The organism is Bradyrhizobium yuanmingense, from assembly GCF_900094575.1.
Taxonomy (GTDB): Bacteria; Pseudomonadota; Alphaproteobacteria; order Rhizobiales; family Xanthobacteraceae; genus Bradyrhizobium; species Bradyrhizobium yuanmingense.
In genome coordinates, this window is the sequence record NZ_FMAE01000008.1 from 100,165 (window position 1) to 124,923 (window position 24,759).

Sequence of the window (24,759 nt, forward strand, 5' to 3'; positions counted from 1 at the left end):
AGCGCAGCGAAGCAATCCAGAATCTCTCCGCGGATACAGTCCTGGATTGCTTCGCTGCGCTCGCAATGACGGAGGATCAGCGAGAGCTCGTCGCGTGTGCCGCACGTGGCGGCTTTGTTCCCTTAACAAATCATCAACAAAACCAGCCAGTTATGGTGAACGCTTTGTTAAGCGTCGTGGTTTATTTTGTGTTGCAGGTGACGAGCGTCATCGTTTTTCGTTTGTTGTGTAAGCCGGAAGCAGCATGATTGTTCGGCAGTTCATTCATTGGATCAGGACGGCGCCCGCAGGCGAGCGGGCCGAGGCAACACGGGCGCTGGCCCGGGCCTGGCTGATCTCGGACCTTTCTGCAGACGATCGCATCGCCGCCGAAGGCGCGCTTCTGATGCTGCTCGACGATGCCTCGCCGCTGGTCCGGCAGGCGATGGCCGAAGCCTTTGCCCGCAGCCTCGACGCGCCGGCCTCAATTGTGCGGGCGCTGTCGGCCGATCAGCCGACAGTCGCACTGCCGGTGCTCGAACATTCCCCGCTCTTGATCGACGCCGATCTCGTCGACATCGTCGCGACCGGCGGCGAGGAGGTGCAATGCGCAGTCGCCCGCCGCATCGCATTGCCGGTGTCGGTGTGCGCCGCGATCGCCGAAGTCGGCTGCGCGGCTGCCGCGCTGGAGCTGATCGAGAATCCCCATGCCGAGCTCGCCCCGTTCTCCTGGGACCGGATCGTCGAGCGTCACGGTCATCTCGCCGCGATCCGCGAGGCGATGCTGGTGCTGGAGGATCTGCCGGCCGCAACGCGTGCTGCGCTGGTGGCAAAGCTCTCCGAGACGCTGGCGCAATTCGTCGTGGCGCGGAACTGGCTGAGCGCCGAGCGCGCGGACCGCATCACCATCGAGGCGCGCGATCGCTCCACCATGAACATCGCGGCGCGCTCGCGCGGCGATGACATGCAGGGCCTGGTCCGGCATTTGCGCGTCACCGGCCAGCTGACCGCGGGCCTGATCCTGCGCGCACTACTGTCCGGCAATCTGGGCTTGTTCGATGCGGCACTCGCCGAGCTCGCCGATCTGCCGCTGGCGCGCGTCTCGGCGCTGCTGCACGAGCGCGGCGGCAACAGCGTGCACGCGCTGCTCCGTCGCGCCGGGCTTCCGGAGGCGACGTTTGCGGCGTTCCAGGTCGCGCTCGATGCCTGCCACGAGCAGGGCTTCGTCGATAGCGACGACGGCGCGGCGCGGCTGCGCCGGCGCATGGTCGAGCGCGTGCTCACCCATTGCGAGTCCGATCGCGGCGCCACCGAGCCGCTGATGGTCCTGCTGCGCCGCTTCGCCACTGAATCCGCGCGCGAAGAGGCACGGCTGTTCTGCGACGAGATTGTCGCGGATGATGTGGTCGATCCGCTCTATGACGATCTGATTGCGGCGTAGTTCGAAGCTCGCGACAAGGCGGGCCGGAAGAGAGACAGGCTCCGTCATTGCGAGCGCAGCGAAGCAATCGAGAATCCCTCCGCGGGGACAGTCTGGATTGCTTCGCTGCGCTCGCAATGACGAGAGGAGAGAGTTCGGCCTTATTCCGCCGGCGCGATGCTCGGCGCCAGGATCACCTCGAGATGCTCGGGGCGGTCGCGGTTGACGTAGGCAAGATAATCATCGGCGACCTTGCGCAGGCGGCGGCTGAGCTCGGCCGAGACGCTGATCCTGTCCAGCCTGGTGTTCTCGTGCACGATGGCGAGAATGGCGTTGATGTGGTGCGTGAACAGCTCGGCCGGCACCTTTTCCAGGTCAGGCGCGTGCTCGATGACGCGGCACAGGCTTTCGGCGATGCCTGCGGCTGAAGGAAAGCCGAATGTCGCCGCATCCCCCTTGATGTCATGCGCGGCGTGAAACAGCTCGTCGCGCAGTTTCTTCGTGAAGCCGTCGTTCTGCACGGCCGTCCAGGCGGCGGACAGTCGCTGGGCCTCGATCGCCATCCAGTCCTTGAACTCGCCGGAGAGGCTCGCGAGCGCCTGCTCGGCGCGGGCGACCGGGTCGTCGAGGTCTTTTTCTTCGACGCGGCGCAGGACCTTGCGCAGCGGATTGGGCTGCGTGATGACCTGGTGCGTGGCGAAGGCCTTGACCTCGATGTCCTTTGCGCTGTTCTTCGCCATGATGCCTGCCTCGTCTGAAGCGGTTGCGCTAGATGGTGGAGCGGGCCTTGTCGAGCAGCGAGGGCTGCTGCAGCACCTCGTGCTTTTCGCCGACGCGGCGCTCCGGGCCCATATAGGCGGAGTTGGTGTTGCGGCGCCGGTCGGGGCCGAAATAGGTCTTGGTCTTGATGAAGGGGCGGGGATTGGCGACGACGTTGAGGATACGCTGATAGAGCCCCTTGGCCGAGATCGGCTTGGCCAGAAATTCGGTGACGCCGGCATCGCGCGCGACCGTGACGCGACGTTTCTCCGAATGTCCGGTCAGCATGATGATCGGTGCGTAGGGATTGCCCTTGGATTCCGGCTGCCGGATCATCTGCGCGAGCTCGAGCCCGTCGAAGATCGGCATGGCCCAGTCGGTGATGACGATGTCGGGCACGTAATGGCTGTACATTTCGAGCGCCGTGGCGCCGTCCTCGGCCTCATAGACCTCGCGCGCGCCGAACGAATGCAGCAGCGTCCGCAGGATGCGGCGCATGTGCGGATTGTCGTCGCAGACGAGGAAGCGCAGCTTGTTGAAGTCGATACGGAACATGACGCCCGGGCCAAAAGCGGGTCAACCTTCGTTAACCATATCGTGCCGGGAGTTAACGAAGGGTTGCGGCCAGGGTTGGGGCGGCAGGACACTCAGTAGCCGAACTGCTCCCGCAGGATGCGCTCTTCCAGGCTGTGGCCAGGGTCGAACAGCATCCGCATCGAGATGCTCTTGTCCGAAAGCACTTCGACGCGCCGGACCCTGCGCACCTCCTCGTGGTCGGCGACCGCTGCGACGGGGCGCTTGTCGTCTTCCAGCACCTCGATCACGACATAGGCGGTATTGGGCAGGAGGGCGCCGCGCCAGCGCCGCGGCCGGAAGGCGCTGATTGGCGTCAGCGCCAGCAGGGCGGCGTTGATTGGGAGGATGGGTCCCTGGGCGGAGAGGTTATAGGCCGTTGAGCCTGCCGGCGTCGCGACGATAATGCCATCGGCGATCAGCTCCGGCATGCGTTCGCGCTCGTCGATAAGTATCCGCAAGCGCGCCGCCTGGGAGGTCTGGCGGAATAAGTAGACCTCGTTGATGGCGTGGTGCAGGTGAACGCGGTCGTTGACGTCGGTCGCGCGCATCAAGAGCGGATTGATCTCGGATTCATGCGCCGTCTCGAGCCGTTGGCGCAGATCATGCGTCGAGTACTCGTTCATCAGGAAGCCGACCGTGCCGCGGTGCATGCCGTAGATCGGCTTTCCCGTACGCATATGGTGGTGCAGCGTCTGCAGCATCAGCCCATCGCCGCCGAGTGCGACGACCACGTCGGCCTCATCGGGATCGCAATTGCCATAGTCCCTGGTCAGCTGGCCAAAGGCGGCTTGCGCCTCGTTGCTCGGGCTGGCGACGAAGGCGATCCGGTCGTATCGCGCAGGCTTGGTCATGGCTTCTCGGCAGGGCCGCTGGGTCGAGGAAGGTTCCGCCGGGCTCGTCTATACGAGGTAGGCCCGTATTGTCGAGGATGACCGCCCACCAAAGCTAATGGGGACGGTCCAACCGGACTTAAGCACAGAACCGGGCAATTTGAACCCGGCCGGCCGCTTCAGGGCCCGCACCGCCAATGTTTCCCCAAACCGTCGTAATTTGGCGCTACCTTTCTGACTCCCCGGCGGTCACGGCCGGACACGGAGGATGATCATGGTCACGACTTTGCCGGCGCTCCGCCGCGCGGGCCTGGTGTTGGCGGTGTCGGCTTTCGCGTTCGCCGGCCTTGCACACGCAGATGATGCGCCGCAGCCGCGCTCCGAGGCGGCCGCGCCGGCCGGACAGAAGGGTGGGCGCGGCGGTGCCGCGCAAGGCGCGCCGCAGACGTCGTCGTCCGCGGCCGAGCCGCACCGTCTGCCGCCGGATTCGACCACGAAGCAGACGCTCGATCTGCCCGGCCGGACCCTCAACTTCACGGCCACCGCCGGGTCGATCCGCGTGTTCGATGGCAAAGGCGAGCCGTTGGCCGACATCGCCTATACGTCCTACCAGCTCGACGGTGCCGAGCGCGCCACGCGTCCGGTGACGTTCCTGTTCAACGGCGGGCCCGGTGCGTCCTCGGCCTGGCTTCAGTTCGGCGCGGCCGGGCCGTGGCGCTTGCCGCTCGATGGCGAGGCCTTGTCGCCGTCGGCCTCGCCCGAGGTGAAGCCGAACGCGGAGACCTGGCTTGATTTCACCGATCTCGTCTTCATCGACCCCGTCAGCACCGGCTACAGCCGCTTCGTGGCGAGCGGCGAGGATGCCCGCAAATCGTTCTACTCCGTCGACGGCGACGCCAACTCGATCGCGCTTGTGATCCGACGCTGGCTCGAAAAGCACGAGCGGCTGACTTCGCCGAAATACGTCGCCGGCGAAAGCTATGGCGGCATTCGCGGCCCCAAGGTCTTGCGCCAGTTGCAGCTCCAGCACGGCGTCGGCGTCAGGGGCTTGATCCTGGTCTCGCCGCTCTTGGATTTCCGCGAGTTCACCGGCACGAGCCTCCTGCAATATGTCGCGACGCTGCCGAGCTACGTGGCAGTGGCGCGCGAAGCCAAACGTCCGGTCAAGCGCGCCGACCTCGCCGACGTCGAAGCTTACGCGCGCGGCGAATTCCTGACCGACCTCGTCAAAGGCGAGGCGGACAAGGAGGCAACCACGCGTCTGGCCGACAAGGTCGCCGAACTCACCGGCATCGACCAGGCGGTGAGCCGCCGCCTCGCCGGCCGCTTCGACGTCGGTGAATTCCGCCGCGAATTCGACCGCAAGAACGGCAAGGTGACCGGACGCTACGATGCCTCGGTGCGCGGCTTCGATCCCTATCCGGACTCGAGCAGCTCGCGCTTCGGCGATCCCTCCGGCGATGCGCTCCAGGCACCGCTGACGAGCGCCGCGGTCGACGTGCTCTCGCGCAAGCTCAACTGGCGGCCCGGCGGCTCATATGAAGTCCTGAACGGTGCTGTCGAAGGGCAATGGGATTTCGGCCGCGGCATCAACCCGCCGCAATCGGTCTCCGAGCTGCGCCAGATCCTCGCCACCGATGCGAAGCTGAACGTGCTGGTCACGCACGGCCTGTTCGATCTCGCCACGCCCTATTTCGCAACGAGGCGGGTGCTCGACCAGTTGCCGGCCTTCGTGACGCAGCGCGTGAAGTTCGTGGTCTATCCCGGCGGCCACATGTTCTATTCGCGCGACGGATCGCGGCAGGCGTTCCGAAGCGAGGTCGAGGCGCTCATTCGGGAGTAGGCCGGCGCTTGCGCGGCGGATACCGGCGCGCGATCTCGCGTGCGACGACTTTTTTTGGCTTCACGTTCGCGCCGGCAATCCAGATGTCGCTGATCTTGCCGCGCTTGTCACGGACCCGGCGCACCGGCTCGCCGTGGCTGGAATAGCCGGCAGCCCAGGCGAGCTTGCCGGTGTCGCGGCCGGTCACTTCGATTTCGGCGGCATCCATAAACGGGTTGTTGAACTGCGGGTTGGCGACGAGCACGCGGTTGCCGGCGGGGACGAGATCGGTCGCGCCCCAGATCGTCCACCAGCGCCCGGTCCAGTCGCGCACGCGCCGGTCGGGGGCGCCGCGGGTCTGGAAGACGCGCAGGATCTGCATCGCGCCGTCCATCCAGAACGGCGCCGCGCCGTCGATCGAGTTGCTGAGGATGCTGATTGCAAGCTCGCAAGCGGGAATGGAGCAGGTCCGCGAGATATAGCCCTGGAAACCGCCGCCATGGCCGAACCAGTCCCAGCCGTCGGTCTTGCCGGCATTGACTCCCAAGCCGTAATAGGCCTCGACGCTCTGCGGGATGCGCCAATGATTTCGCGTCATCTCACGGCGGCTCGCGATCGACAGCACGCTCTTCTTCGCGTTGGGCGCCAGCTGCGCGAAGAAGCGTGCGGTGTCGGCGGAGGTGGCGACGAAGCCTGCGGCAGATGCCATTGCATGTGCGGGATTGTCGCCGGGGATCACGCAGCGCTCGCCAAACGGCACTCTTCGCGTGTGGCCGCGCGCGAAGGCTGCGCCCTTGGGAAGCGGTGCGTCCGGTTCGGTCTCGCGCAGGCCGGCCGGCGCAATGATCTCGCGCTTGATCCAGACGGAGTAGGGCTCCTTCGCAACAGCCTCGATCACGAGGCCGAGCAGGCCAAAGCCGTGATTAGAATATTTGAAGCGTGTGCCGGGGTCGATCGCGGTCGGCAGCTTCAATTCTGCAAGCAGCTCCTTGGCATCGAGATAGGGGCGGCTGTCGATGAACTGGCCGGAATCGGCGCCGTCGCGCGTCAGCCCCGCGCTGTGCGATAGCACTTGCGCGATCGTGGTCTCGGCGACGCGCGGATCGAGGCCGCCGACATATCGGCCGACATGGTCGTCGAGCCGGAGCTTGCCCCGCTCGCGCAGCTTCATGATGCCGGCCGAGGTGAAGCTCTTGGAGTGCGAGGCGATGCGGAAGCGATGGCGCGGGGTGAGCTTCTCGCCGGTGTCGAGATTGGCGAGGCCGAACGCATGCTCGGCGACGACCTCGCCGCGATGGGCGAAAGCCACGATGACGCCCGGCTGCTGGATCGTCGTCAGCTGGTATTCGATCCAGGAGCCGATGTAGTCGATCGCGGATCGCAGCCACGTGTCCATTGCGCTACCGGTTTGCGAGGGAGGTCGGTGCGAAAGGCTAGCCGAGAAAGCAGAACGGGCACAACCTGAAAGGTTGTGCCCGTTTGCGTCGTTCGGAGATGCGATGTCTCCAGTCTATGCCTTCAGTAGACGAGCGTCGCGCCGGTCGGCTTGTCGAGCGCTTCGGCCAGCGAGCGATATTCCGAGCTGCCGGTGCCGGCGAGCGAGGCGATCTTGTCGAGGTGGTATTGCGCCTGCTCGCGGTTGCCCTGCTCGAGCTGCCAGAGGCCGTAATATTGCCAGGTGCGGACGTGGTTCGGATCGTCCTTCAGCGCCAGCTCATAATAGGCCTTCGACGACTGGTAGTCGCCGAGCTTGCGATAGGAGTAGCCGATCAGGTTGGCGACGTCCGCGACGTCGTTGCGCTTGAGCGACTTCAGCTGGTCGATCGCGCCCCTGTAATCGTGCTTGTCGTAGATCGCGGCGTAGGCGGTGCGGTAGGCCGCGAGGAATTTGGGGTCGCTGACGGAAGAGCTCTTCTTCTTGCCCTTCTTGGTCGAGGTGTCCGATTTCGGCGGCGACGAAGGGTCGTCGCCGGCGGCGGCATACGCGCTGGACAGCACCGGCGCGGCCGCCAGTGTCATAGCGACGAGTCCCGGCACAACGAGCATTGAGAGTTTGCGCATCTAAGTTCTCCGGTATGGAACGTGGCGATCCTACACGATTGCCCGAAGACCGGAACACCTCTCGGGCAAAAACATTCCCGCGTCGCACGATCTATTCGCCCGGCCGTGGATGACAAACGTGTCATCGAGATGAACGGAAGCCTGCAAGGGGCTTCAGATTGGGTTCAGTGCACCCCGCTTATGTTCCTTCCCACGATCGATGGGGGCGAGAGGGCGCCGCCTGATGATCCTTCCAAGAGGAGACCACCATGTTGAAGACCATTTCTGCAGCCTTGCTCGCAACCTCCGTGATCGCAGCCCCGGCGTTCGCCGCCGAGGCCGGCAAGACCACCACAGCCGCGCCGGTGATCAAGGCCGACCAGAGCCAGACCAAGGCGGCGACCACTGCCGCAAAACCGGAAGCCGGCGTCAAGGCCGACGCCAAGACGGACGTGAAGACGACGGACGCGAAGGCTTCCGATGTCAAGACGGACGCCAAGGTGGATGGCAAGAAGGCAATGGACGCCAATGCCGCGGTCACCACCGACCAGCACAAGAGCGTGAGCAAGCATCGCCATCACGACAAGCAGGTCACGGCCAAGGAGTCGCAGAAGGCGCAGCCGGATGTGACCAAGCCCGCGACGTCTGACAAGCGCAACTGACGACTGATCGCGCGCGGCGGCATCCTGGCATTGCCCGCCGCCGCGCGCGGACGTCAGGCCTGGCCCGTTGCCACGCCTCGGGCGGAAGCCCGAGATGTCGGCGGCTGGCCGGTGCGCTGTTTGCGCCGCTGCAAGCGAATTCCCTTCATCCCGGCTTGGGGCTAGAACGTCTCCTGATCTGTTCGAGCGGAGAGCGGGGCCTGTGGGGCGATTGGCGAGATGTGCGGTGATCCTGGCGTTGCCGCTGGCGCTTGCGGCATGTTTCGGCAGCGACAGTGACCGTCCGACTTTCTTGGGCGGGACCCAGGCCGGCGGGCCGCAGCCGTTTCCCGACAATTTCCGGAACGACACGGTGGCGTTGATGCGGGCCTACCTCAACAATCCGGTCGGCGTGCGCAATGCCGCCATGGCCGAGCCGGTGCAGCGCGAGGTCGGCGGTCGGCAGTTCTATGTGAGCTGCCTGCACTTCACCCCGCGCGAGACGGATGGGAGCTACAAGGGCATGCGCGAGCGGGCCGTGATCTTCGTCAACGGCCGGGCGGACCGCGTGGTCGACCAGACCAGCGATCTCTGCGCCGGTGCGGTTTACGCACCGTTTCCGGAACTGGAAAAGATGACGCGGTAGCGCAAAGGCAGCGTTTATTCGCCCGGTGTTAGACAGAAGGAGCCGGAGCCGCTGGATCACATTTCGGCGAGCTTTGAACGGGGTGGTTTCGTCTTGCGACAAATCGTGGCGGCGGCCTTGCGCAGCCGAATTGACGGAACAAATTCGTGTTGTTGCCACGCCGTCACAGTCACGAACGATCAACGTTCCGGCATTGCCGCGAAGCAACCCAATTCACGCCACGTTGTTTCCCGAGTGTCGTAATGAAAGAACGGGGATGATCATGAAGTCGATCTTGCTGGGTGCAGCAGCTCTGCTGGCGCTGGTTGCGCCGGCCGTAGCGGCCGACATGCAGCCGCGCGCCTATACCAAGGCTCCGGTCACGCCGCCGCAGGTGATCTATAACTGGACCGGTTTCTATATCGGTGGCCATCTCGGCGGCGCGTTTGCCGGCGACAACAGCTTCCAGTCGAGCGACGCGCGTTTCCTGGGCGGCGTGCAGGGCGGCTTCGACTACCAGTTCGCGCCCAACTGGGTGGTGGGTATCGAGGCCCAGTATTCCTGGCTGCCGACCAACAACAATGGCGCCATCTTCCCGCTGGGCACGCAGGTGACATCCAACACCGACCAGATCGGGTCGGTGACCGGTCGCATCGGTTACACCTGGGGACCGACGCTGCTTTACGCCAAGGGCGGTTATGCCTGGCGGAATAACGGCCTTGGCGTGAACATCGCCGGGGTGCCGCAGGCCTTCACCACCACCGGCAACAACAAGGACGGCTATACGGTCGGCGCCGGCCTCGAATACATGTTCGCGCCGAACTGGTCGGCCAAGGCCGAGTATCAATATTACAATTTCGGCAGCACGACCTTCACCTCCGGCCCGGCTGACATCGTCGGCGTTCGTGGCCGGGAGGACGAGCATACCGTCAAGGCCGGGGTGAACTATCGCTTCGGCTGGGGCGGCCCGGCCGCCTCGCGGTACTGACGGTCAGCGCCGACCCAAGATCTGAAGATCGAAGACCTGAAGATCCAAGACCTGACAAAGGCCGGCTCCGCCGGCCTTTCGTTTGCCGGCCTGCCGCCTCCGGCGCCTGCTTTCTTTGCATTCCGTGAACCATTTGGCGCGTCATTTGCTTGCAAACGATGCTGGCGCGCCTTCTCCCGCGCGTCATGGGGCTGGCGTAAAGCAAAAATAATTTTTGCGGTTTACGGAACTCGCGCTCCGGAACGCGTTATATGACAATTACCGGGCAGGTGGGACGACGGACATGCGTATCTTGGTGTCGGCAGTGGTGCTCTCGTTCTTCGGCTGCCTGCCGTGCTCTGCACAGACAATCCTCAGATCCGAGCCTCTGATGTTGGCACCGTACGAAGTTGCCTTCGTCAAGGACGCTTCATGTCCGTCGGGCAAGGTCATGAAGGTCACCGGCGCCATCCGCGGGCTGCACCGCCGCAAGGCCTGCGTGACTATGCCGGGCGAGCAAGCCTCGCTTGTGGCGGCCACCCCCTGAGCTTTCGCTCCGGCTCCGTGCCGGAACTCAGGAATTCAGCTCGAGCTCCATTCTGGACTGCCGATCGGCCTCCGCCTTGTTCTTGGCGGGGTCCTCGCCTTGAGCCGCCTGGCACGGCTCGATCTTGTAATCATTGTCGAGCACCCGGCGCGGTCCCGGCCGCTCGTCGTCCGCCGTCACGTCCACGACGAGACCACTCCGCTCAGCGAGCTTCCAGACGTCGGCCTCGCTCGGATAGGCCTTGCTGATTTGGGCGTCATTGCAGAAGAGGGCGTAGGGCATGCATCCCGACTCCAGGAATGCCCGTTAACGAGCTTACGGGGGAGGGGTTCCGGCCACCGCCCGATCACGCGCCCGTGATCGTCGCGGACGGCCCTTGAGTCCCTTAACGAGTCCTGAATCCCGGAAAAAAGAATCCCTGGGACTCGTCGGCCGGAATCAGCGGATGTTTTCCGCCATGACGAGCGACCTGAACACATCCTGCGGGCACATGCTCCTGCCGCTCACGCTGGCGCTGCTCGGCGCCTGCGCGGCCAATCTCTGGCTGGTCTGGTCGTGGTTGTAGGGGCCTGGCTGTAGACCCCTGGCCGGGCCCTATTTTTCGGCCGGTGGACTGGAGGCGTCGAGGATGGCGGCACGCAATTTGGTCAGGGTTGCCACACAATATTCCTCACGTTCGCGCTCGAAGCGCTCCTGGTGCTTGCGGAAATTGGCGATGCGGGCCTGCATCTCGGCGCGGAAATCGCCGCTCGTCCGCGGCGGCAGAGGCGCGGGCCGCGGCGCAAGGGGGGCTTGCGGCGGTTCGATCTCGACGGTGACCGCCTGCATGGTGACGATCTCCATCGCGACGGCCGGGCCAGATGCGGGCGCCTCCGGCTGAAGAACGTCATCCTTCCTGCCGGTCACCGACTGGACGAAAGCCAGCGTCTGCGCGATCAGTGCGTCGCGCTCCCTGATCCATTTCATGATCCACCTCAGCCGCGCGTATTCCAGCAAAGCGGCTGCTTCGAATCAAGGCTGTTTGCAAGGGTTGCATATTTTTCCCGGTAGCCCGACACTGGGCAGATGGATGCATCGAAAGAAAGACCGAACGAGGCGGAGGGCCTGAGGCTCATCCGCGCGTTCCTGACGCTGCCGCCCGACAAGCGGGCGGAGGTGATCGCGTTTGTCGAGGAATTGGCGCGTGTCCACGGCCGACCCGAGGAGGGCGCCAAGGCCTCGCCGAGGTAAGCAAGACCTCGTCGAGGTAATCGCTACCGCTCGCGCGGATTGACGTTGGGCTCGAACGGCGCGCCGACCACCCGAACCGGGATCTGAGCTGGCGTGCGCGGAGTGGGCTCGATCACGGCCCTATCGGCGACCAGCTTATCGGGCGTCCGTACAGGCGCCGGCTCGAACAGCGCCAACATCCCGGCCACGGCGATACAGCACAGCGTCACCGTCGCCAGCAGAATCATGTTTCGGTTTTCTTCCCGGATCCGCATGCGCTGACAACGGCTGGCGCCGGAGCCGGTTCCGGGCCGGCGATTTTCGATGCGAAAACGGGGGGCTTTAGATCGCGCCTAGTGCGACAGCACCAAGCCGAGCGCGAGCACGAACAGCATGGCCGTCGCGACGACGGCCGTAAGCGCGCCGGCGACGATCTTGGCCTTCTCTTTGGGAGTGGTGGAGCGCATGGTCTCGACGAGACGAATGACGTGCGTAGGTTCGCTGCCAGGGAATTTCGAACAGTTCGGCCGGATTGTATAGTGTACCCGCGCCGCAAAAGGCTCGCCCAATGACCGCCGATCGTCCCCCCGTGCTTGCGCACGAACGCTTCGTTGCCGACCGTGACAATTTCTCAGGGCTGGATCTCGCCGCGCGGTTCGCGCGGATTGAGCGGACCAACCTCTGGGGCGCAACCACTTCGGTGTCCGGCCTCGGCTCGGAGGATGTCGCCACAGCCGCGATCCAGGAGGCGCTGCCTCCATTGCTGCTACGGCTCGGCGTGCGCTCGCTGCTCGATGCGCCCTGCGGCGATGCAGGTTGGATCGGCCGGCTCGAGCTCGATATCGATTACACCGGCATCGACATCGTACCGTCGCTGATCGATGCAAACCGCCGGCGTGTCGCAGCTGACGGTTCGTCCGGTCGGTTTCTCGTTGCTGACATCACGCGCGATGAGCTGCCGCACGCCGACGTCATTCTCTGCCGGGATTGCCTGGTGCATCTGAGCTTTGCGAACATCTATCGCGCGCTCGCGCAACTTCGGATGAGCGGCGCGCGCTTCCTGCTCGTCACGACCTTTCCGGAGTGGGACGACAATCACGATTGCGAGGATGGCGACTGGCGCGCGCTCAACATGGAGAAAGCGCCGTTCGGCTGGCCGGCACCGCAGGCAGTGATCGACGAGCGTTGCGAGGAGGGCGGTGGCGGCTGGCGCGACAAGAGCCTCGGGCTCTGGCGGCTGGATGAGCTGCCGGAGAATAGCTTCGCGTCAGAAGCTGGTGCCGGCTGAGGGGATTGAACCCCCGACCTTCGGTTTACAAAACCGCTGCTCTACCGCTGAGCTAAGCCGGCGATGCCTCAAGAGGCAGGGCAGAGCTCGGCTCGCGCCGGGCCCCGTCTACCCGTGCGCGCCGCAATACCAGACTTGATCGGAAAGTGCCAGAACCGGGAGGTCGTCGTCGCAGGACGTGAATCGGGCGGCCGCGCGGGCCGCCCGATGTGTCGCGTTCGGCTCAAGCCGGCTTACTGGCAGAGCTGCCGGCGGCCGTCTGCGCCCTTGAAGTACGTGCCGGGCGTACAGACGAAGCCGTTGCGCTGGGCATAGGTGCGCCTGTCCCAGCTACGATTGTCCCAGCCGCGGTCCCACGAATTGTCATAGGCGTAGGAATTGTCCCAACCTCGGAATGGGGCGGTGGCAATCGCGCCGGCGGTGCCGATCGCGGCGCCCGCGACGCCGGCCGCCGTCCCGACAGCGCCCGCCGCAACGTCGGTCGGCCAGAAGCCAGTGGGGCTTCTGTTCCAGTCGTTATTCCAGTCGCGGTTGGTCTGGCGATAGGCCGCGCGGCGGTGGCGGTAGCCGCTCTCGGTGGTGGCCTGTCCCGGTCCGAAGGTCTGGCAATTGCCGTTCGGGAATTGCGCCGAGCAGCGGCCCTGATTGGTGACGACGGTCTGCGCCATGGCAGAGCCTGCCAGCATGGTCGCTGCGATCGCCGTGGCCCCGAGAAGCTTGATGGTCATGGTTGTTCGCTCCCATTTTGTTGACAGGAGCTAAACGCCGACGGCGCAGGACGTTCCGATGCAACCTTGGGATTTTTCGGATGCGAGCCGTCAAACCGATGTGAGCAGTACGCTGTTCCAGCCGCGCGGTTCCGCGCCGTTAACGCTTCACTACCTCGCCGTGCAACATTTGAGCGGCGCGCAATCCTTGCACGTTAGGCTTACCGGAATTTGGTGAGCAGGCCTTAACTCTCTCTGCGTCGCGATCGGATAGGTTGCGCCCGGATAACCGGGGTCTCCTCATGCGTGCCGTGGCGCTCGCCGCCTTTCTGATCGGACTGCCTGCAACCGCGTTTGCAGCCGGCTTCGAGATCGTCGTTCCCGGCCGTCCCGGCGTGCCTGTCATCATCAACAACATCGATGCGTCCTATGCCGTCGTCGAGGGCACCTGGGGCCTCGGCAAGGGCCAGCAGGTGCAGCCCACGATCTATGGCGGACGCTATATCGCCGAGCGGCAGCCCGACAACGTCGGCCATTATTATCCGACGCTGGGCCTGCGGCCAGGCTACGGCCGGCTCGAGGTCGAGCCGCCGGCGAACCGCAAATTGCCCCAGCCCGCCGAGAGCTACCACCAGAGCTGGGATGCCTCGTCCGCGCCGCTGCCGGCGCAGATGGATCCGCCCGTCGATCCGCCGCCGGTGATCTACGCGCCCGAGATCAACGACCGTCCTCGGCCCCCGCGGCCGCGGCCGCGCACAGAGATACCCGGCAGGCCGCCGGGTTGAGAAACGTGAAAACCAAAAACGGAAATCAACAGGAGAGAGTAATGCGTCAGATGATTTCGGGACTGGTCGCGGCAACTGCCGTGATGTTCGCCGCCACCGCGCCGGCCGCGGCCTGCGGCTTCAGCACGTGCGCGCCGGTGGCACCGGTCTATAGCGGCTGCAACACCGGATGCGGCGGATACGGGTATGGCTACGGCTACGGCTACGGCGCCTATGAGCGTCTCGCCGAGCCGACCACGCAGTATTACTACGTCAACCAGGGGCCGACCTATACCGGCCCGGGCGCCTTCGCGCCGTATCCGACCTACCGCGAGGACGCGGTCGTCGCGCCCGCCAATTACGGCTATGGCTATGGCTATCGTGCCGCTGCGGTCGCACCGCCGGCCGCTTATCCCTATCGCCGCCCGTACTTCCGTCCCTATCGCTACGGCTACGGCCCGCGCTACGGCTATCTGCCGCGCGTGCACTACGGCCATGCTCACCGTTACGGCTACGCCCACCGCCATGCACCGCGCTATTATGGCGGTCACCGCGTGCTGCGCCGCTATTACTGATCTCTGATCGGTTGAGATTTGCGAAGCGCCCGTTCGCGTGATGCGGACGGGCGTTTTGCTTTCTCTTCAAAACAACCCCATGCACAGTAGCCGGGAACAGTGAAATCAAGGACTTGAAGCGCAATGTGCCCGAGATGAGCGAGCATCGCTCATTAGCTCATTGTTCGAACTCCAAATTTCGGAAAAACAGAGACTTCGATTGATCCGTCGGGCAAAACAGGCGTAGTCTAGCATCGTCCGGATATGCGCGGCGCCTATAGCGCTAGCGCTTCATCAGCCCCAGCCGGCTCGCGCCGACATAGAGCGAGAGTACGGCCGCATTCGAGACGTTGAGGCTTTTGATCTCGCCGGGCATGTCGAGCCGCGCCACGACGCTGCAGGTCTCGCGCGTCAATTGCCGCAAGCCTTTGCCTTCGGCGCCGAGCACCAGCGCGAGCGGCTCGCGCAGTGTGACGTTCGAGAGGTCCTCGGTACCTTCGCTGTCGAGACCGACGGTCTGGAAGCCGCGCTCGTTCAACGCCGTTAAGGCGCGGGCGAGATTTTGCACCGTGACGACAGGCACAAGCTCCAGCGCGCCGGAGGCGGCCTTGGCGAGCACGCCCGTCGCCTCGGGGCTGTGACGCGCGGTGGTCACGATCGCCTTCACCGCGAAGGCCGCTGCAGAGCGCAGAATGGCGCCGACATTGTGCGGATCGGTGATCTGGTCCAGCACCAGCACCATGCCTTCCTGCTTGAGCGTCTCGATGTCCGGCGAGGGCAGGGGATCGGCCTCGGCGAGCAGGCCCTGATGCACGGCGTCGGGCGAGAGCAGGCGGTCGATCTCCTGGGGACGGACGATCTCGGGCGCGATGCGGGTCGCGATGTTTTCGTCCGCCAGCCGCCGCGCGGCGTTCTCGGTTAGCGTCAGCTTGCGGATCCGCCGCTGCGGGTTGGCGAGGGCCATGGTGACGGTGTGCCAGCCATAGAGAATGACGGGCCCGTCGGGGTGCGAATCGCGTTCGCGCCAAGCCGGCCGGCCGGTCGATTTCCCTGGTTTGTTGAAGGGCTTAGCCCCCCTGCGGGGGCCCCTCGGGGCGAATTTTTTGTCCTTCATGGGCTCGCTTGTGTCACGGGGACCCCAATATGGCAATTTGAGTGGCTTCGAGGGCGATTTTAGCTGCTTGCCTCGGTTGACTTTGCCCCACCGCTTCGCCCATAAACGCGCCCGGTCGCGCCCCGATACGGGTTGCCGCGGCCTTCACGTTCCATGGCCGTCTTCGGTCCGCCGGCAAGGTCCGGCCCGATTGTGCTGCCGTCGAGCGGGGGAGTGTCCCGAGTGGCAAAGGGAGCTGACTGTAAATCAGCCGCCTCATGGCTTCGCAGGTTCGAGTCCTGCCTCCCCCACCAGCCTTCGCTCGCTTCGCGAGCTACGGCTCGGCAAGCCAGCACAAGTGCTCGTGGCGCGAAGTGAGCGAAGGCTGTCACGCCGTAGCCCGCAGGGCGTAGGCGGACTGACTCATCTCGAGCCCGCTACCCCATCATCTCCCGCACCATCGGCACCACCTTCCGCCCGTAGAGCTCGATGCTGCGCATCAGCTTCTCGTGCGGCAAGGGCCCTGCCGAGTACTTCAACTGAAACCGCGAAATGCCGAGCGCCTTTGCGGTCTTCGCGATCTTTCGCGCCACCGTTTCCGGCGCGCCGACATAGAGCGAGCCGTGCTCGGCCTCATGGACGAACTCGTCGCGGCCCATCGGCGGCCAGCCGCGCTCCTTGCCGATGCGGTCGCGCATCGCCTTGTAGTCGGGCCAGAGCTCCTCGCGCGCCTGCGCGTCGGTCTCGGCGACGTAGCCCGGCGAATGCACGCCGATCGGCTGGGCCGGGCGACCGAACTCCCTGAAGGCCCGATGGTAGAGCTCGACATAGGGCGCAAAGCGCGCTGGATCGCCGCCGATGATCGCCAGCATCAAGGGCAGATCGTAATGCGCGGCGCGCACCACCGATTGCGGACTGCCGCCGACGCCGATCCAGGTTTTCAGCTTGCCGTTCTCGACCGCCGGATAGACCAGCTGATCTTTCAGCGGCGGACGCAGCTTGCCTTGCCAGGTGACCGGCTGCTGCGACAAGAGCGCAGCGAACAGATCGAGCTTCTCCTCGAACAGCTCCTCATATTTGCGCAGGTCGAAGCCGAACAGCGGGAAGGATTCGGTGAACGAGCCGCGGCCGAGGATCACCTCGGCGCGTCCGTTCGAGACCGCATCCAGCGTGGCAAAGCGCTGGAACACGCGGATGGGATCGTCCGAAGACAGCACCGTCACGGCCGAGCCGAGATGGATGCGCCTGGTGCGCGATGCGATCGCCGCGAGCACGGTCTCCGGCGAGGAGATCGCGAAATCGGCGCGGTGATGCTCGCCGAGACCGATGAAATCGAGACCGAGCTCGTCCGCCAGCACCGCTTCGTCGACCACGTTGCGGATCACCTGCGCATGCGGAATCATGTCGCCGGACGCATCTCTTGTGACGTCGCCAAAGGTATCCAGTCCGAATTCGAGCGGTGGGGTCATCGATCAGGTCTCTGTGGGAGGATCGGCCACATCTAAGGGGCCGCAGCCCGGTCACAAGCGCACGTGCGGAAATGCTCGGTTTCCGTTTGTGGATCTTATCGCCCGATGCGCACCACCATCTTGCCGAGCGCAGCGCGCGTCTGCATCGTCTTGAATGCCGCGCGGAAATCCTCGAAGGCGAAGACTTGGCCGACCACGGGCTTCAACTGGCCATCGGCAAGCCAGTCCGTCAATTGTGACATCAGGCGCTTCTGCACATCGGGCTCGCGCGTTGGAATCTGCGCAAGATCGACACCGAGTAAGGCGCCGCCTTTCAGCAGCGGCAGATTGAACGGCAGCGCGGGAATGGCGCCGGCGGCAAAGCCGACCACGAGATGGCGTCCGCGCCAGGCGATGGATCGAAATGCCTGCACCGAGATTTCGCCGCCAACGGGATCGAAGATCACGTCCGCGCCACGTCCTGCCGTCAACTCCTTGAGCGTGTCGCGCCAGCCGGCCTGCGTATAGTCGATCACCGCATCGGCGCCATGCGCCTGCGCAAACTCGCGCTTCTCTGGTGTTGATGCAGCCGCGATGACGCGAGCGCCGAGCAGCTTTCCAATCTGGACGGCCGCAATCCCAGTGCCGCCGGCGGCACCCAGCACGAGAAGCTGCTCGCCTGCGGCCAGCGAAGCGCGCGCGCCCAGCGCATAAAGGGCCGTCAGGTAATTGGCGCGAAACGAGGCGGCGACCTCGGCTGCGACGCCATCCGGCAGGGGATGGACCGCTTCAGGCCTAACGACGATCTCTTCGGCCAGTGCGCCCGATCGCGTCATGCCCATCACGCGCATGCCGGGTTGGTAACCGCCCGGTGCGCCGGGCGCGTCCGTCACCACCCCCGCGAACTCCGTCCCGGGAATGAAGGGCAGGGGGTCCTTGGTCTGGTAGCGTCCCTCGATCTTCAGCCCGTCGACGAAGCCAATCCCGGCAGCTTCCACCCGGATGCGCAGCTGTACCGCCTCCATGGACGGAGGCGGTACGTCCTTCAGCTCGATCTGATCGATGGGGGCGTATTGCTCGACGACAACGGCTTTCATGTCGGACCTCTGTTGTTCCAGTTATCCTGACAGGTCTCGACACTAGCCTCTTGTGTCTACCGCCACATCCCCCGCATCCGCGCCCCGATGTCGATCTTCGGCCCCTGCGCCGCGGTGCGCGCAGCACCGCTTGCTGCCTTCGGCCAGGCGGTGCGCTCGAACAGGTAGACCAATTGCTCCGGGATGAACCGGGTGCGCGAGGCGTAGACGTGGCGGTCGCCCCTGGCGGCCTGACCGTGCACGAAGAAGCGCTGCGGCACGACGAGATGCAGATCGTCCTTGGCGCGCGTCATCGCGACATAGAGCAGGCGGCGCTCCTCCTCGATCTCGGCGCTGGTGCCGGCGCCGAGATCGGACGGCATGCAGCCGTCGACGACGTTGAGCACGAACACCGATTTCCACTCCTGGCCCTTGGCGGAGTGGATGGTGGAGAGGATCAGGTAGTCCTCGTCGCGCAGGGGTGGCCCTGATTTGTCGCTGGTCGCATCCGGCGGATCGAGCGTGAGCTCGGTCAGGAATTTCTCGCGAGAGGCATAGCCGCTCGCGATCTGCTCGAGCTGCATCAGATCGGCGCGGCGCGTCTCGGCATCCTCGTGCATGCGATCGAGATGCGGCTCGTACCAGAGCCGCACCCGTTCGAGGTCGACGGGCCATTCCGAATAGCGCAGGTTTTCGACCGTGCGGACGAAACAGGTCCAGTCCTCGCCGGTGCGCGCCGGCCCCGGCAGCCGGCCGAGCGCGGCAAGCGGGTCGGTGCTCTCCGCCATCTGGTCGAGCACGCGCTGTGCGGTCGCAGGCCCGATGCCCGGCAGCAGGTGCAGGATGCGAAAGCCGGCGACGCGGTCGCGCGGATTTTCGGCGAAGCGCAACAGGGCCAGCACGTCCTTGACATGGGCGGCATCGAGGAATTTCAGCCCGCCGAACTTGACGAAGGGGATGTTGCGGCGGGTCAGCTCGATCTCCAGCGGACCCGAATGCGAGGAGGTGCGGAACAGCACCGCCTGGTGCTTGAGCAGCGCGCCTTGCTCGCGGTTCGCCAGCACCGCCTCGACGATGTAGCGCGCCTGGTCGGCCTCGTCGTGCACGGTGACGAGCTGCGGCTTCTGACCTGAGGTGCGGTCGGTCCAGAGGTTCTTGGTGAAGCGCTCGCGGGCGAGGCCGATCACGCCGTTCGCCGCCGACAGCACCGCCTGCGTCGAGCGGTAATTGCGGTCGAGCGTGATCATCTCCGCGCGCGGCGAGAAGCTCTGCGGAAAGTCCAGGATGTTGCGCACGGTGGCGGCGCGAAACGAATAGATCGACTGCGCGTCGTCGCCGACCACGGTGAGGCCGCGGCCGTCGGGCTTGAGCGCCAAGAGGATCGAGGATTGCAGACGGTTGGTGTCCTGATATTCGTCGACCAGCACGTGGTCGAAGCGGCCGCCGATTTCTTCGGCGATCAGCGCATCGCTCATCATCTGCGACCAGTACAGCAGCAGATCGTCGTAATCGAGCACGTGCTGGGCCTGCTTGGCCTCGACATAGGCGGCGAACAGACCCTTCAGCTCGGCGGCCCAGCCCGCGCACCAGGGAAAATGCTGGGCGAGCACCTTCTCGATCTCCATCTCGGCATTGACGCAGCGGGAATAGATCGACAGGCAGGTGCCCTTGGCCGGAAAGCGGCTCTCGGTCTTCGACAGGCCGCGCTCGTGCCGGACCAGGTTCATCAGGTCGGCAGAATCCTCGCGGTCATGGATGGTGAAGGCGGGATCGACGCCGATCCGCTCGGCATATTCGCGCAGGAGCCGCGCGCCGATGCCGTGGAAGGTGCCGGCCCAGGTCAGCGCATCGCGCATGATTGCGGCGTTGTTCTCGCCGAGCACCTTGCGCGCGATGCGCTCGACCCTTCCGGCCATCTCCGCCGCCGCGCGTCGGGAGAACGTCATCAGCAGGATGCGGCGGGGATCGGCGCCTGCGACGATCAGATGCGCGACGCGGTGGGCGAGCGTGTTGGTCTTGCCGGAGCCGGCACCGGCGATGACGAGCAGGGGACCGCCCACGATGGCCCCTTCGGCCACGCCATGCTCGACGGCGCGGCGCTGCTCCGCATTGAGCGTGTCCAGATATGTCGCCACGAATCGCCCCGGTGAAAGGATGAGACTCGGCGATCCCGGCGCGAATCGCAATGCGGCTGGACGGAACTGGAATTAGGATTTAGGGGAAGACAGCCCTTTGGTTCCAGCACCCCATGGCGAGATGACCGAGCTCAAACCCGAACAATTCGAGATGCGGCGGCTGGAGTCGCTCAGCAATACCATTTTCGGCGTCGCCATGACGCTGCTGGCTTACGATTTGCCGAAGGCGGCAGTGTTCAGTGGCGCGCCCGACTGGAACGATCTCGCCCGGGTGTATTCCGGCAAGCTTGCCGGCTTCGCGCTCAGCTTCATCATCGCCGGGGTGTTCTGGATCAGCCATCACCGCCGGCTGGCACGTCAGCCCGTCGGCAGCCGCGGCATGGTGGTCCTCAACCTTTTCTTCCTGCTCTCGATCGTGCTGCTGCCGGTCACCAATGGGCTCTACACCAACTACGCCATGAGCAGCGCGGTGGCGGTGCTCTACGGCCTGCACCTGACCACGATCGGCGGCCTCAATGCCTTGCTGTGGTGGACCATCCTGCGCGGCTGGGGCCGCGAGATCATGGCTTCGCTGTTTCCGGTCGCCGTGTTCATCCCGGGCACCATCGTTGCGGCGTTTGCGCCGCATATCGCGCCCTACATCTGGTGTTTTGCCTTTGGCGGCCTCCTGATCCAGCGCTTCTATGTCGCGCCGAACCCATCGGCCGGCACGTAAAGCTTGACCGGGCGGATCTCGTACACCGCCGTCGGATTGACCGCGCGCAGCTTCCGCGCCGCTTCGATCGCCTCCTCCTCGGTGGCGCATTGCATCAAGTGGAAGCCGAGAAGCTGCTCCTTGGTCTCGGCAAACGGCCCGTCCAGCACCATTCCCGCGCCGGGACCCCGCAAGGTGCGGGCCTTGCGGGTCTCATCCAGCCGGGCCGCCGGACCAAACTGCCCGCTGGCCCGCAGCGGCGCCTGAACCTCGATGACCTTGGCGACGACCGCGGCATCCTGCTCCGGTGTCCAGGACAGGACCTCGTCTTCCACGTGATAGGCCAGGATGGCGTACAGCATCGTCACCTCGTTCTTTTCTGCTTTTGTTTCTGCGCAAGTCCTGAGGACGTGGCACGGCGGCCCGTGCCGACACTTCCGAAGCAAAATATTGCGTGGCCCGCAAGCGGCGAAACCGTCCTGAAACCCGATTGCGTCCTTGCCCATGTGAACGCCGCCGGAACTGGTCGCGACTGATGGACCATAAACAACAAGTTCTTTGCTGGAGGCGGCAATGTCGGGTCATACCATCAAGATCATCTGCGACGCGCGGCGGGCAGGGCAGTCGGAGCCGGCCGATCTGCACGACCAGGCCGGCCATCACCGCTATTACGGCAGCTCGGCTGAGAACGGCGGCGAGCGGATCGTCGAAAGCCGGCGCGGCAAACGGCGGCGCGTGTTCAACATCTTCGGGTTCTGAAGCCTTGCGGCGAGGCCGGCGTTCGAAATGGACGTCCTGCAGATATCGATCGCGGCGATGCCGTTCCTGCTCGCGCTGATGAGCCGGACCTCCAAGGCCATCGTCCCGTGCCTTCTGACCAGAGGTTATGTTTGAGCATGATCTTTTCGGAAAACCGCTACACACTTTTCTGGATCATGCTCTGGTCACGGTGCTGCTCGGCGAGGAGCCGCACCGCGCGGTCGTGGCCTGGTGCGTCGGCATGCTGATCGCCGCCGTCGCGCTGCGCGAGCGGCTTCGCGCCGGCTGACGCAGCATTCGTCATTGCCCGCTCAAGACCTGCTTGACCAGGGCCTCGCGTAGCGAGCCCAGCTCGCCGCTCGCCTGCATCCGAGCGATGACCTTGCCGACCTCAGGCACCAGATCGCGATGACGTTCATACAGGTAGTGGTTGCAGGCGATGCGCGCCAGCCGGATCGTGTCCTGCGCCAACGCAGGGTCAGTGGCGAGCAGCGACAGGCAGGCGACGGCTAGCCGCCAAAGTTGGCGCCTGCACACCCGGTCGCAACGATCATTGCGCGCTCGTCCCGCGAGCCATACCGGACTTTCACCGATGACATTTTAGCACGAGCAGTGATAATTTGCCCAGCAGTGCCGCTGCGGGGGCGGAAGACGTGACTTGCCGACTTCGAGCTCGCGGGCCGACGGGACGTCGCTTGCATCGGGTGACGAGACGGGCGCGTCTCAGCCCATGGATTGCTCGAGACTGCAACCGCTCGACCGCAGCAGCGAGCCGCCATTTCGGGAACATGGTGCATGGCCAACGCAGCTGACGAGGACGCCAAGCGCAGCCACGCCATCGCGCCGACGGCGGCGAAGCCTGGTCTGACCGACATCGAGACGCTTGCGGCCATCGCCGAGTACGTCAGCAAATACAGCCTGACCCGGCCCCCACCGCCGTTACGCCTGGAGCGCCGGCCGCCCTCCGATGCCGACGAGCTGGACAAGGTGATCGAGGCTTTCAACGCGATGTGCGCGAACCTCCAGCAGGCCTATGGCGAGCTGCGCGAGGCCAATGCCAATCTCGAGCGCGATTTGACCATCCGCCGGCGCGCCGAAGCGGAGGCGCGGGCGAGCGAAGAGCGTTTCCGCGACTATGCCGAAACCGCGTCCGACTGGTTCTGGGAAACCGGGCCGGACCACTGCTTCACCTATCTCTCTGACCGGGTGATTGCCTTCGGAATGGATCCCAAAGTGCGGATCGGCACGCGTCGCATCGATACTGCGCTCGATCGGGATACCGAGGCCGAGAAATGGCGCGCGCATCTGGCGACGCTGGACCGTCACGAGCCGTTCCGCAAATTCGAGTATCGCGGACGCGACACGCGCGGGCGGATGCATCATTTCAGCGTCAACGGCAAGCCGGTTTTCGACGACGATGGACGCTTCCTCGGCTACCGCGGCTCCGCGACCGACCTCACCGCGCAGCACGAGATCGAGGAGCGGCTGCGTCAGTCCCAGAAGATGGACGCGATCGGCCAGCTCACCGGCGGCGTGGCGCACGATTTCAACAACGTGCTCACGGTTATCACCGGCACGATCGAGATCATCCAGGAAGGGCTTGCGGACAAGCCCGAGCTGGCCGCGATCGCGCAATTGATCGATGATGCGGCCGCGCGCGGGGCGGAGATCACCTCGCAACTCCTGACCTTCGCGCGCCGCCAGCCGCTGGAGCCGCGCGAGATCGACGTCAACGCGCTCGTGGTCGAGACCGCGAAGCTGCTGAGGCCGATGCTCGGCGAGCAAATCGAGATCGAGACGCGGCTCGCCGACGAGGCCTGGTCCGCGATGGTGGATCCGTCGCAGCTGTCCTCCGCGATCGTCAACCTCGCCGTCAATGCGCGCGACGCGATGCCGGGCGGCGGCAAGCTCACCCTCGAAACCGCGAACCGCGAGCTCGAAGGCACGGGGACCGCTGGTGAGGGCGTGCGCGGCGCCTTCGTGATGGTTGCAGTCGGCGACACCGGTCACGGCATTCCGGCCGATATCCGCGAGCGTGTTTTCGAGCCGTTCTTCACCACAAAGGGGGTCGGCCGCGGCACCGGTCTGGGGCTGAGCATGGTCTACGGCTTTGCCCGCCAGAGCGGCGGCACTGTTGCGATCGAAAGCGAGGAGGGGCGCGGCACCGTGATGCGGCTGTTCCTGCCGCGGGCAAAGGGCGAGGCGGTGGCCAGGACGGCGCCGGTTCAAGCGCCCGCCACGGCGCGCGGGCGGGAGACGATACTCGTGGTGGAGGACGATCCGCTGGTCCAGGGCTATGTCATCGCGCAACTCGGCGGCCTCGGCTATCGCACGCTCGCTGCGAGCGACGGCGCGTCCGCGCTGACGCTGGTCGACCAAGGTGCCCGATTCGATCTGCTGTTCACGGACATCATCATGCCCGGCGGCATGAACGGGCATGAATTGGCCGAAGCCGTCAGGCTCCGCCGGCCGGGCGTGAGGGTGCTCTACACCTCCGGCTATACCGACAACACCATCGTCCACGACGGACATCTCGATCCCGGCGTGGCGCTGCTGTTCAAGCCATACCGCAAGGCGGAGCTGTCGCAGAAGATTCGCGAGGTGCTTGCCGGCGAGCCGCCCGCCTGAGCCGCGGCGACAGACGAAAAAGGCGCGGCGGGGAAGCCCCGTCGCGCCCGATTTCTTGCTCGCTGGTCCAGGGCTGAGAGCGCCCCGATGCCAAGCCCTACTCGAAGCCTAGCGGGCGATCCCAGCGAGGTGACAGCGCTTGAGATAAGACACTGGATCACCTCCTTTCGTTGGTTTCGGAAGTCTTCAATATAGGCG

At 65.1% G+C, this 24,759-nt stretch carries 27 protein-coding genes, 2 tRNA genes and 2 pseudogenes; 15 read left to right on the plus strand and 16 right to left on the minus strand.

Annotation, left to right across the window (positions count from 1 at the left end; translation table 11 throughout):
* Positions 1–244 precede the first annotated feature (244 nt).
* Positions 245–1,420 carry a DUF2336 domain-containing protein gene (locus tag GA0061099_RS27885; RefSeq protein ID WP_036027716.1) on the plus strand — a complete coding sequence of 392 codons (1,176 nt, stop codon included), beginning with the start codon at positions 245–247 and terminating at the stop codon, positions 1,418–1,420.
* Positions 1,421–1,560: 140 nt separating this feature from the next.
* On the opposite strand, the gene GA0061099_RS27890 is transcribed toward GA0061099_RS27885, so the two are convergent.
* The 3 genes from GA0061099_RS27890 to GA0061099_RS27900 all read right to left on the minus strand — a co-directional run bounded on the left by GA0061099_RS27890 (position 1,561) and on the right by GA0061099_RS27900 (position 3,585).
* Positions 1,561–2,139 carry an Hpt domain-containing protein gene (locus GA0061099_RS27890; RefSeq protein ID WP_036027715.1) on the minus strand — a complete coding sequence of 193 codons (579 nt, stop codon included), beginning with the start codon at positions 2,137–2,139 and terminating at the stop codon, positions 1,561–1,563.
* A gap of 28 nt (positions 2,140–2,167) precedes the next feature.
* Complete coding sequence (locus GA0061099_RS27895; RefSeq protein WP_011088265.1) at positions 2,168–2,713, minus strand: response regulator; 546 nt, start codon at positions 2,711–2,713, stop codon at positions 2,168–2,170.
* Positions 2,714–2,805: 92 nt separating this feature from the next.
* Complete coding sequence (locus GA0061099_RS27900; protein ID WP_036010536.1) at positions 2,806–3,585, minus strand: NAD kinase; 780 nt, start codon at positions 3,583–3,585, stop codon at positions 2,806–2,808.
* A gap of 253 nt (positions 3,586–3,838) precedes the next feature.
* Between GA0061099_RS27900 and GA0061099_RS27905 the strand changes: the two genes are divergently transcribed.
* Complete coding sequence (locus tag GA0061099_RS27905; RefSeq protein WP_036027728.1) at positions 3,839–5,407, plus strand: S10 family peptidase; 1,569 nt, start codon at positions 3,839–3,841, stop codon at positions 5,405–5,407.
* Here the strand turns inward: GA0061099_RS27905 and GA0061099_RS27910 are convergent.
* The gene (locus GA0061099_RS27910; protein ID WP_036027714.1) at positions 5,394–6,782 is read right to left on the minus strand and encodes a serine hydrolase domain-containing protein; all 1,389 of its coding nucleotides are present in this window, start codon (positions 6,780–6,782) and stop codon (positions 5,394–5,396) included. The two genes, GA0061099_RS27905 and GA0061099_RS27910, sit on opposite strands and share 14 nt — an antisense overlap.
* A 122-nt stretch (positions 6,783–6,904) precedes the next feature.
* Positions 6,905–7,447 carry a tetratricopeptide repeat protein gene (locus GA0061099_RS27915; protein WP_036010542.1) on the minus strand — a complete coding sequence of 181 codons (543 nt, stop codon included), beginning with the start codon at positions 7,445–7,447 and terminating at the stop codon, positions 6,905–6,907.
* A 248-nt stretch (positions 7,448–7,695) separates the two neighbouring features.
* On the opposite strand from GA0061099_RS27915, the gene GA0061099_RS27920 reads away from it, so the two are divergent.
* From GA0061099_RS27920 to GA0061099_RS27935, 4 genes are all read left to right on the plus strand, one after another.
* Positions 7,696–8,088 carry a His-rich protein BRANT gene (locus tag GA0061099_RS27920; protein WP_036027712.1) on the plus strand — a complete coding sequence of 131 codons (393 nt, stop codon included), beginning with the start codon at positions 7,696–7,698 and terminating at the stop codon, positions 8,086–8,088.
* A gap of 229 nt (positions 8,089–8,317) precedes the next feature.
* On the plus strand, positions 8,318–8,713 hold the full coding sequence (locus GA0061099_RS27925) for a hypothetical protein (protein WP_036027727.1): 396 nt from the start codon (positions 8,318–8,320) through the stop codon (positions 8,711–8,713).
* Between the two features lie 262 nt (positions 8,714–8,975).
* Positions 8,976–9,680, plus strand: a complete 705-nt coding sequence (locus tag GA0061099_RS27930) for an outer membrane protein (RefSeq protein WP_036027726.1) — start codon at positions 8,976–8,978, stop codon at positions 9,678–9,680.
* A 283-nt stretch (positions 9,681–9,963) separates the two neighbouring features.
* On the plus strand, positions 9,964–10,206 hold the full coding sequence (locus tag GA0061099_RS27935) for a DUF6719 family protein (RefSeq protein WP_036010549.1): 243 nt from the start codon (positions 9,964–9,966) through the stop codon (positions 10,204–10,206).
* A gap of 27 nt (positions 10,207–10,233) precedes the next feature.
* Here the strand turns inward: GA0061099_RS27935 and GA0061099_RS27940 are convergent, their stop codons facing one another.
* Positions 10,234–10,488, minus strand: coding sequence for a hypothetical protein (locus GA0061099_RS27940; RefSeq protein WP_036027710.1), 255 nt, complete (start codon positions 10,486–10,488; stop codon positions 10,234–10,236).
* Between the two features lie 312 nt (positions 10,489–10,800).
* On the minus strand, positions 10,801–11,172 hold the full coding sequence (locus GA0061099_RS27945; RefSeq protein ID WP_036027725.1) for a hypothetical protein: 372 nt from the start codon (positions 11,170–11,172) through the stop codon (positions 10,801–10,803).
* Between the two features lie 99 nt (positions 11,173–11,271).
* Between GA0061099_RS27945 and GA0061099_RS41415 the strand changes: the two genes are divergently transcribed.
* Complete coding sequence (locus GA0061099_RS41415) at positions 11,272–11,436, plus strand: hypothetical protein (RefSeq protein WP_167361680.1); 165 nt, start codon at positions 11,272–11,274, stop codon at positions 11,434–11,436.
* 23 nt (positions 11,437–11,459) lie between these two features.
* Here GA0061099_RS41415 and GA0061099_RS27950 read toward each other — a convergent pair whose 3' ends face one another.
* On the minus strand, positions 11,460–11,663 hold the full coding sequence (locus GA0061099_RS27950; protein ID WP_050996027.1) for a hypothetical protein: 204 nt from the start codon (positions 11,661–11,663) through the stop codon (positions 11,460–11,462).
* 320 nt (positions 11,664–11,983) lie between these two features.
* Here GA0061099_RS27950 and GA0061099_RS27955 point away from each other — a divergent pair, with 320 nt between their 5' ends.
* Positions 11,984–12,703: a class I SAM-dependent methyltransferase gene (locus GA0061099_RS27955; RefSeq protein ID WP_036027724.1), complete on the plus strand. Its 720-nt coding sequence runs from the start codon at positions 11,984–11,986 to the stop codon at positions 12,701–12,703.
* Here GA0061099_RS27955 and GA0061099_RS27960 read toward each other — a convergent pair.
* Positions 12,691–12,765, minus strand: a tRNA-Thr gene (locus tag GA0061099_RS27960). The genes GA0061099_RS27955 and GA0061099_RS27960 overlap by 13 nt on opposite strands.
* Positions 12,766–12,936: 171 nt before the next feature.
* On the minus strand, positions 12,937–13,431 hold the full coding sequence (locus GA0061099_RS27965) for a hypothetical protein (protein ID WP_036027707.1): 495 nt from the start codon (positions 13,429–13,431) through the stop codon (positions 12,937–12,939).
* A 281-nt stretch (positions 13,432–13,712) separates the two neighbouring features.
* Between GA0061099_RS27965 and GA0061099_RS27970 the strand changes: the two genes are divergently transcribed.
* A complete protein-coding gene (locus tag GA0061099_RS27970; protein ID WP_036027705.1) occupies positions 13,713–14,195 on the plus strand; it encodes a hypothetical protein in 483 nt (160 codons plus the stop codon).
* A 41-nt stretch (positions 14,196–14,236) separates the two neighbouring features.
* The gene (locus tag GA0061099_RS27975) at positions 14,237–14,749 is read left to right on the plus strand and encodes a hypothetical protein (protein WP_036027703.1); all 513 of its coding nucleotides are present in this window, start codon (positions 14,237–14,239) and stop codon (positions 14,747–14,749) included.
* Between the two features lie 262 nt (positions 14,750–15,011).
* Here the strand turns inward: GA0061099_RS27975 and rlmB are convergent, their stop codons facing one another.
* On the minus strand, positions 15,012–15,842 hold the full coding sequence (rlmB, locus tag GA0061099_RS27980; RefSeq protein ID WP_036010853.1) for a 23S rRNA (guanosine(2251)-2'-O)-methyltransferase RlmB: 831 nt from the start codon (positions 15,840–15,842) through the stop codon (positions 15,012–15,014).
* A gap of 207 nt (positions 15,843–16,049) precedes the next feature.
* Here rlmB and GA0061099_RS27985 point away from each other — a divergent pair.
* Positions 16,050–16,135 (plus strand) — tRNA-Tyr (locus GA0061099_RS27985).
* A 123-nt stretch (positions 16,136–16,258) separates the two neighbouring features.
* Here GA0061099_RS27985 and GA0061099_RS27990 read toward each other — a convergent pair.
* The 3 genes from GA0061099_RS27990 to GA0061099_RS28000 all read right to left on the minus strand — a co-directional run bounded on the left by GA0061099_RS27990 (position 16,259) and on the right by GA0061099_RS28000 (position 20,480).
* Positions 16,259–17,290, minus strand: a complete 1,032-nt coding sequence (locus tag GA0061099_RS27990; RefSeq protein WP_036027693.1) for an LLM class flavin-dependent oxidoreductase — start codon at positions 17,288–17,290, stop codon at positions 16,259–16,261.
* 95 nt (positions 17,291–17,385) lie between these two features.
* Positions 17,386–18,366 (minus strand): NADPH:quinone oxidoreductase family protein, encoded by a 981-nt coding sequence (locus GA0061099_RS27995; RefSeq protein WP_036027691.1) that lies wholly within the window; start codon positions 18,364–18,366, stop codon positions 17,386–17,388.
* 56 nt (positions 18,367–18,422) lie between these two features.
* Positions 18,423–20,480: an ATP-dependent helicase gene (locus GA0061099_RS28000; protein WP_036027689.1), complete on the minus strand. Its 2,058-nt coding sequence runs from the start codon at positions 20,478–20,480 to the stop codon at positions 18,423–18,425.
* A gap of 121 nt (positions 20,481–20,601) precedes the next feature.
* On the opposite strand from GA0061099_RS28000, the gene GA0061099_RS28005 reads away from it, so the two are divergent.
* Complete coding sequence (locus GA0061099_RS28005; protein ID WP_036010860.1) at positions 20,602–21,195, plus strand: TMEM175 family protein; 594 nt, start codon at positions 20,602–20,604, stop codon at positions 21,193–21,195.
* On the opposite strand, the gene GA0061099_RS28010 is transcribed toward GA0061099_RS28005, so the two are convergent.
* The gene (locus tag GA0061099_RS28010) at positions 21,162–21,536 is read right to left on the minus strand and encodes a YciI family protein (RefSeq protein ID WP_036027698.1); all 375 of its coding nucleotides are present in this window, start codon (positions 21,534–21,536) and stop codon (positions 21,162–21,164) included. The two genes, GA0061099_RS28005 and GA0061099_RS28010, sit on opposite strands and share 34 nt — an antisense overlap.
* Positions 21,537–21,747: 211 nt before the next feature.
* On the opposite strand from GA0061099_RS28010, the gene GA0061099_RS28015 reads away from it, so the two are divergent.
* A complete protein-coding gene (locus GA0061099_RS28015) occupies positions 21,748–21,933 on the plus strand; it encodes a hypothetical protein (protein WP_036027686.1) in 186 nt (61 codons plus the stop codon).
* Between the two features lie 27 nt (positions 21,934–21,960).
* A pseudogene (locus tag GA0061099_RS43160) lies at positions 21,961–22,222 on the plus strand (hypothetical protein).
* An 11-nt stretch (positions 22,223–22,233) separates the two neighbouring features.
* Here the strand turns inward: GA0061099_RS43160 and GA0061099_RS28025 are convergent.
* Positions 22,234–22,404, minus strand: a complete 171-nt coding sequence (locus GA0061099_RS28025; RefSeq protein WP_225128221.1) for a hypothetical protein — start codon at positions 22,402–22,404, stop codon at positions 22,234–22,236.
* Between the two features lie 411 nt (positions 22,405–22,815).
* Here GA0061099_RS28025 and GA0061099_RS28030 point away from each other — a divergent pair.
* Positions 22,816–24,561, plus strand: a pseudogene (locus tag GA0061099_RS28030) (ATP-binding protein); the annotation flags it as partial.
* Positions 24,562–24,759 lie beyond the last annotated feature (198 nt).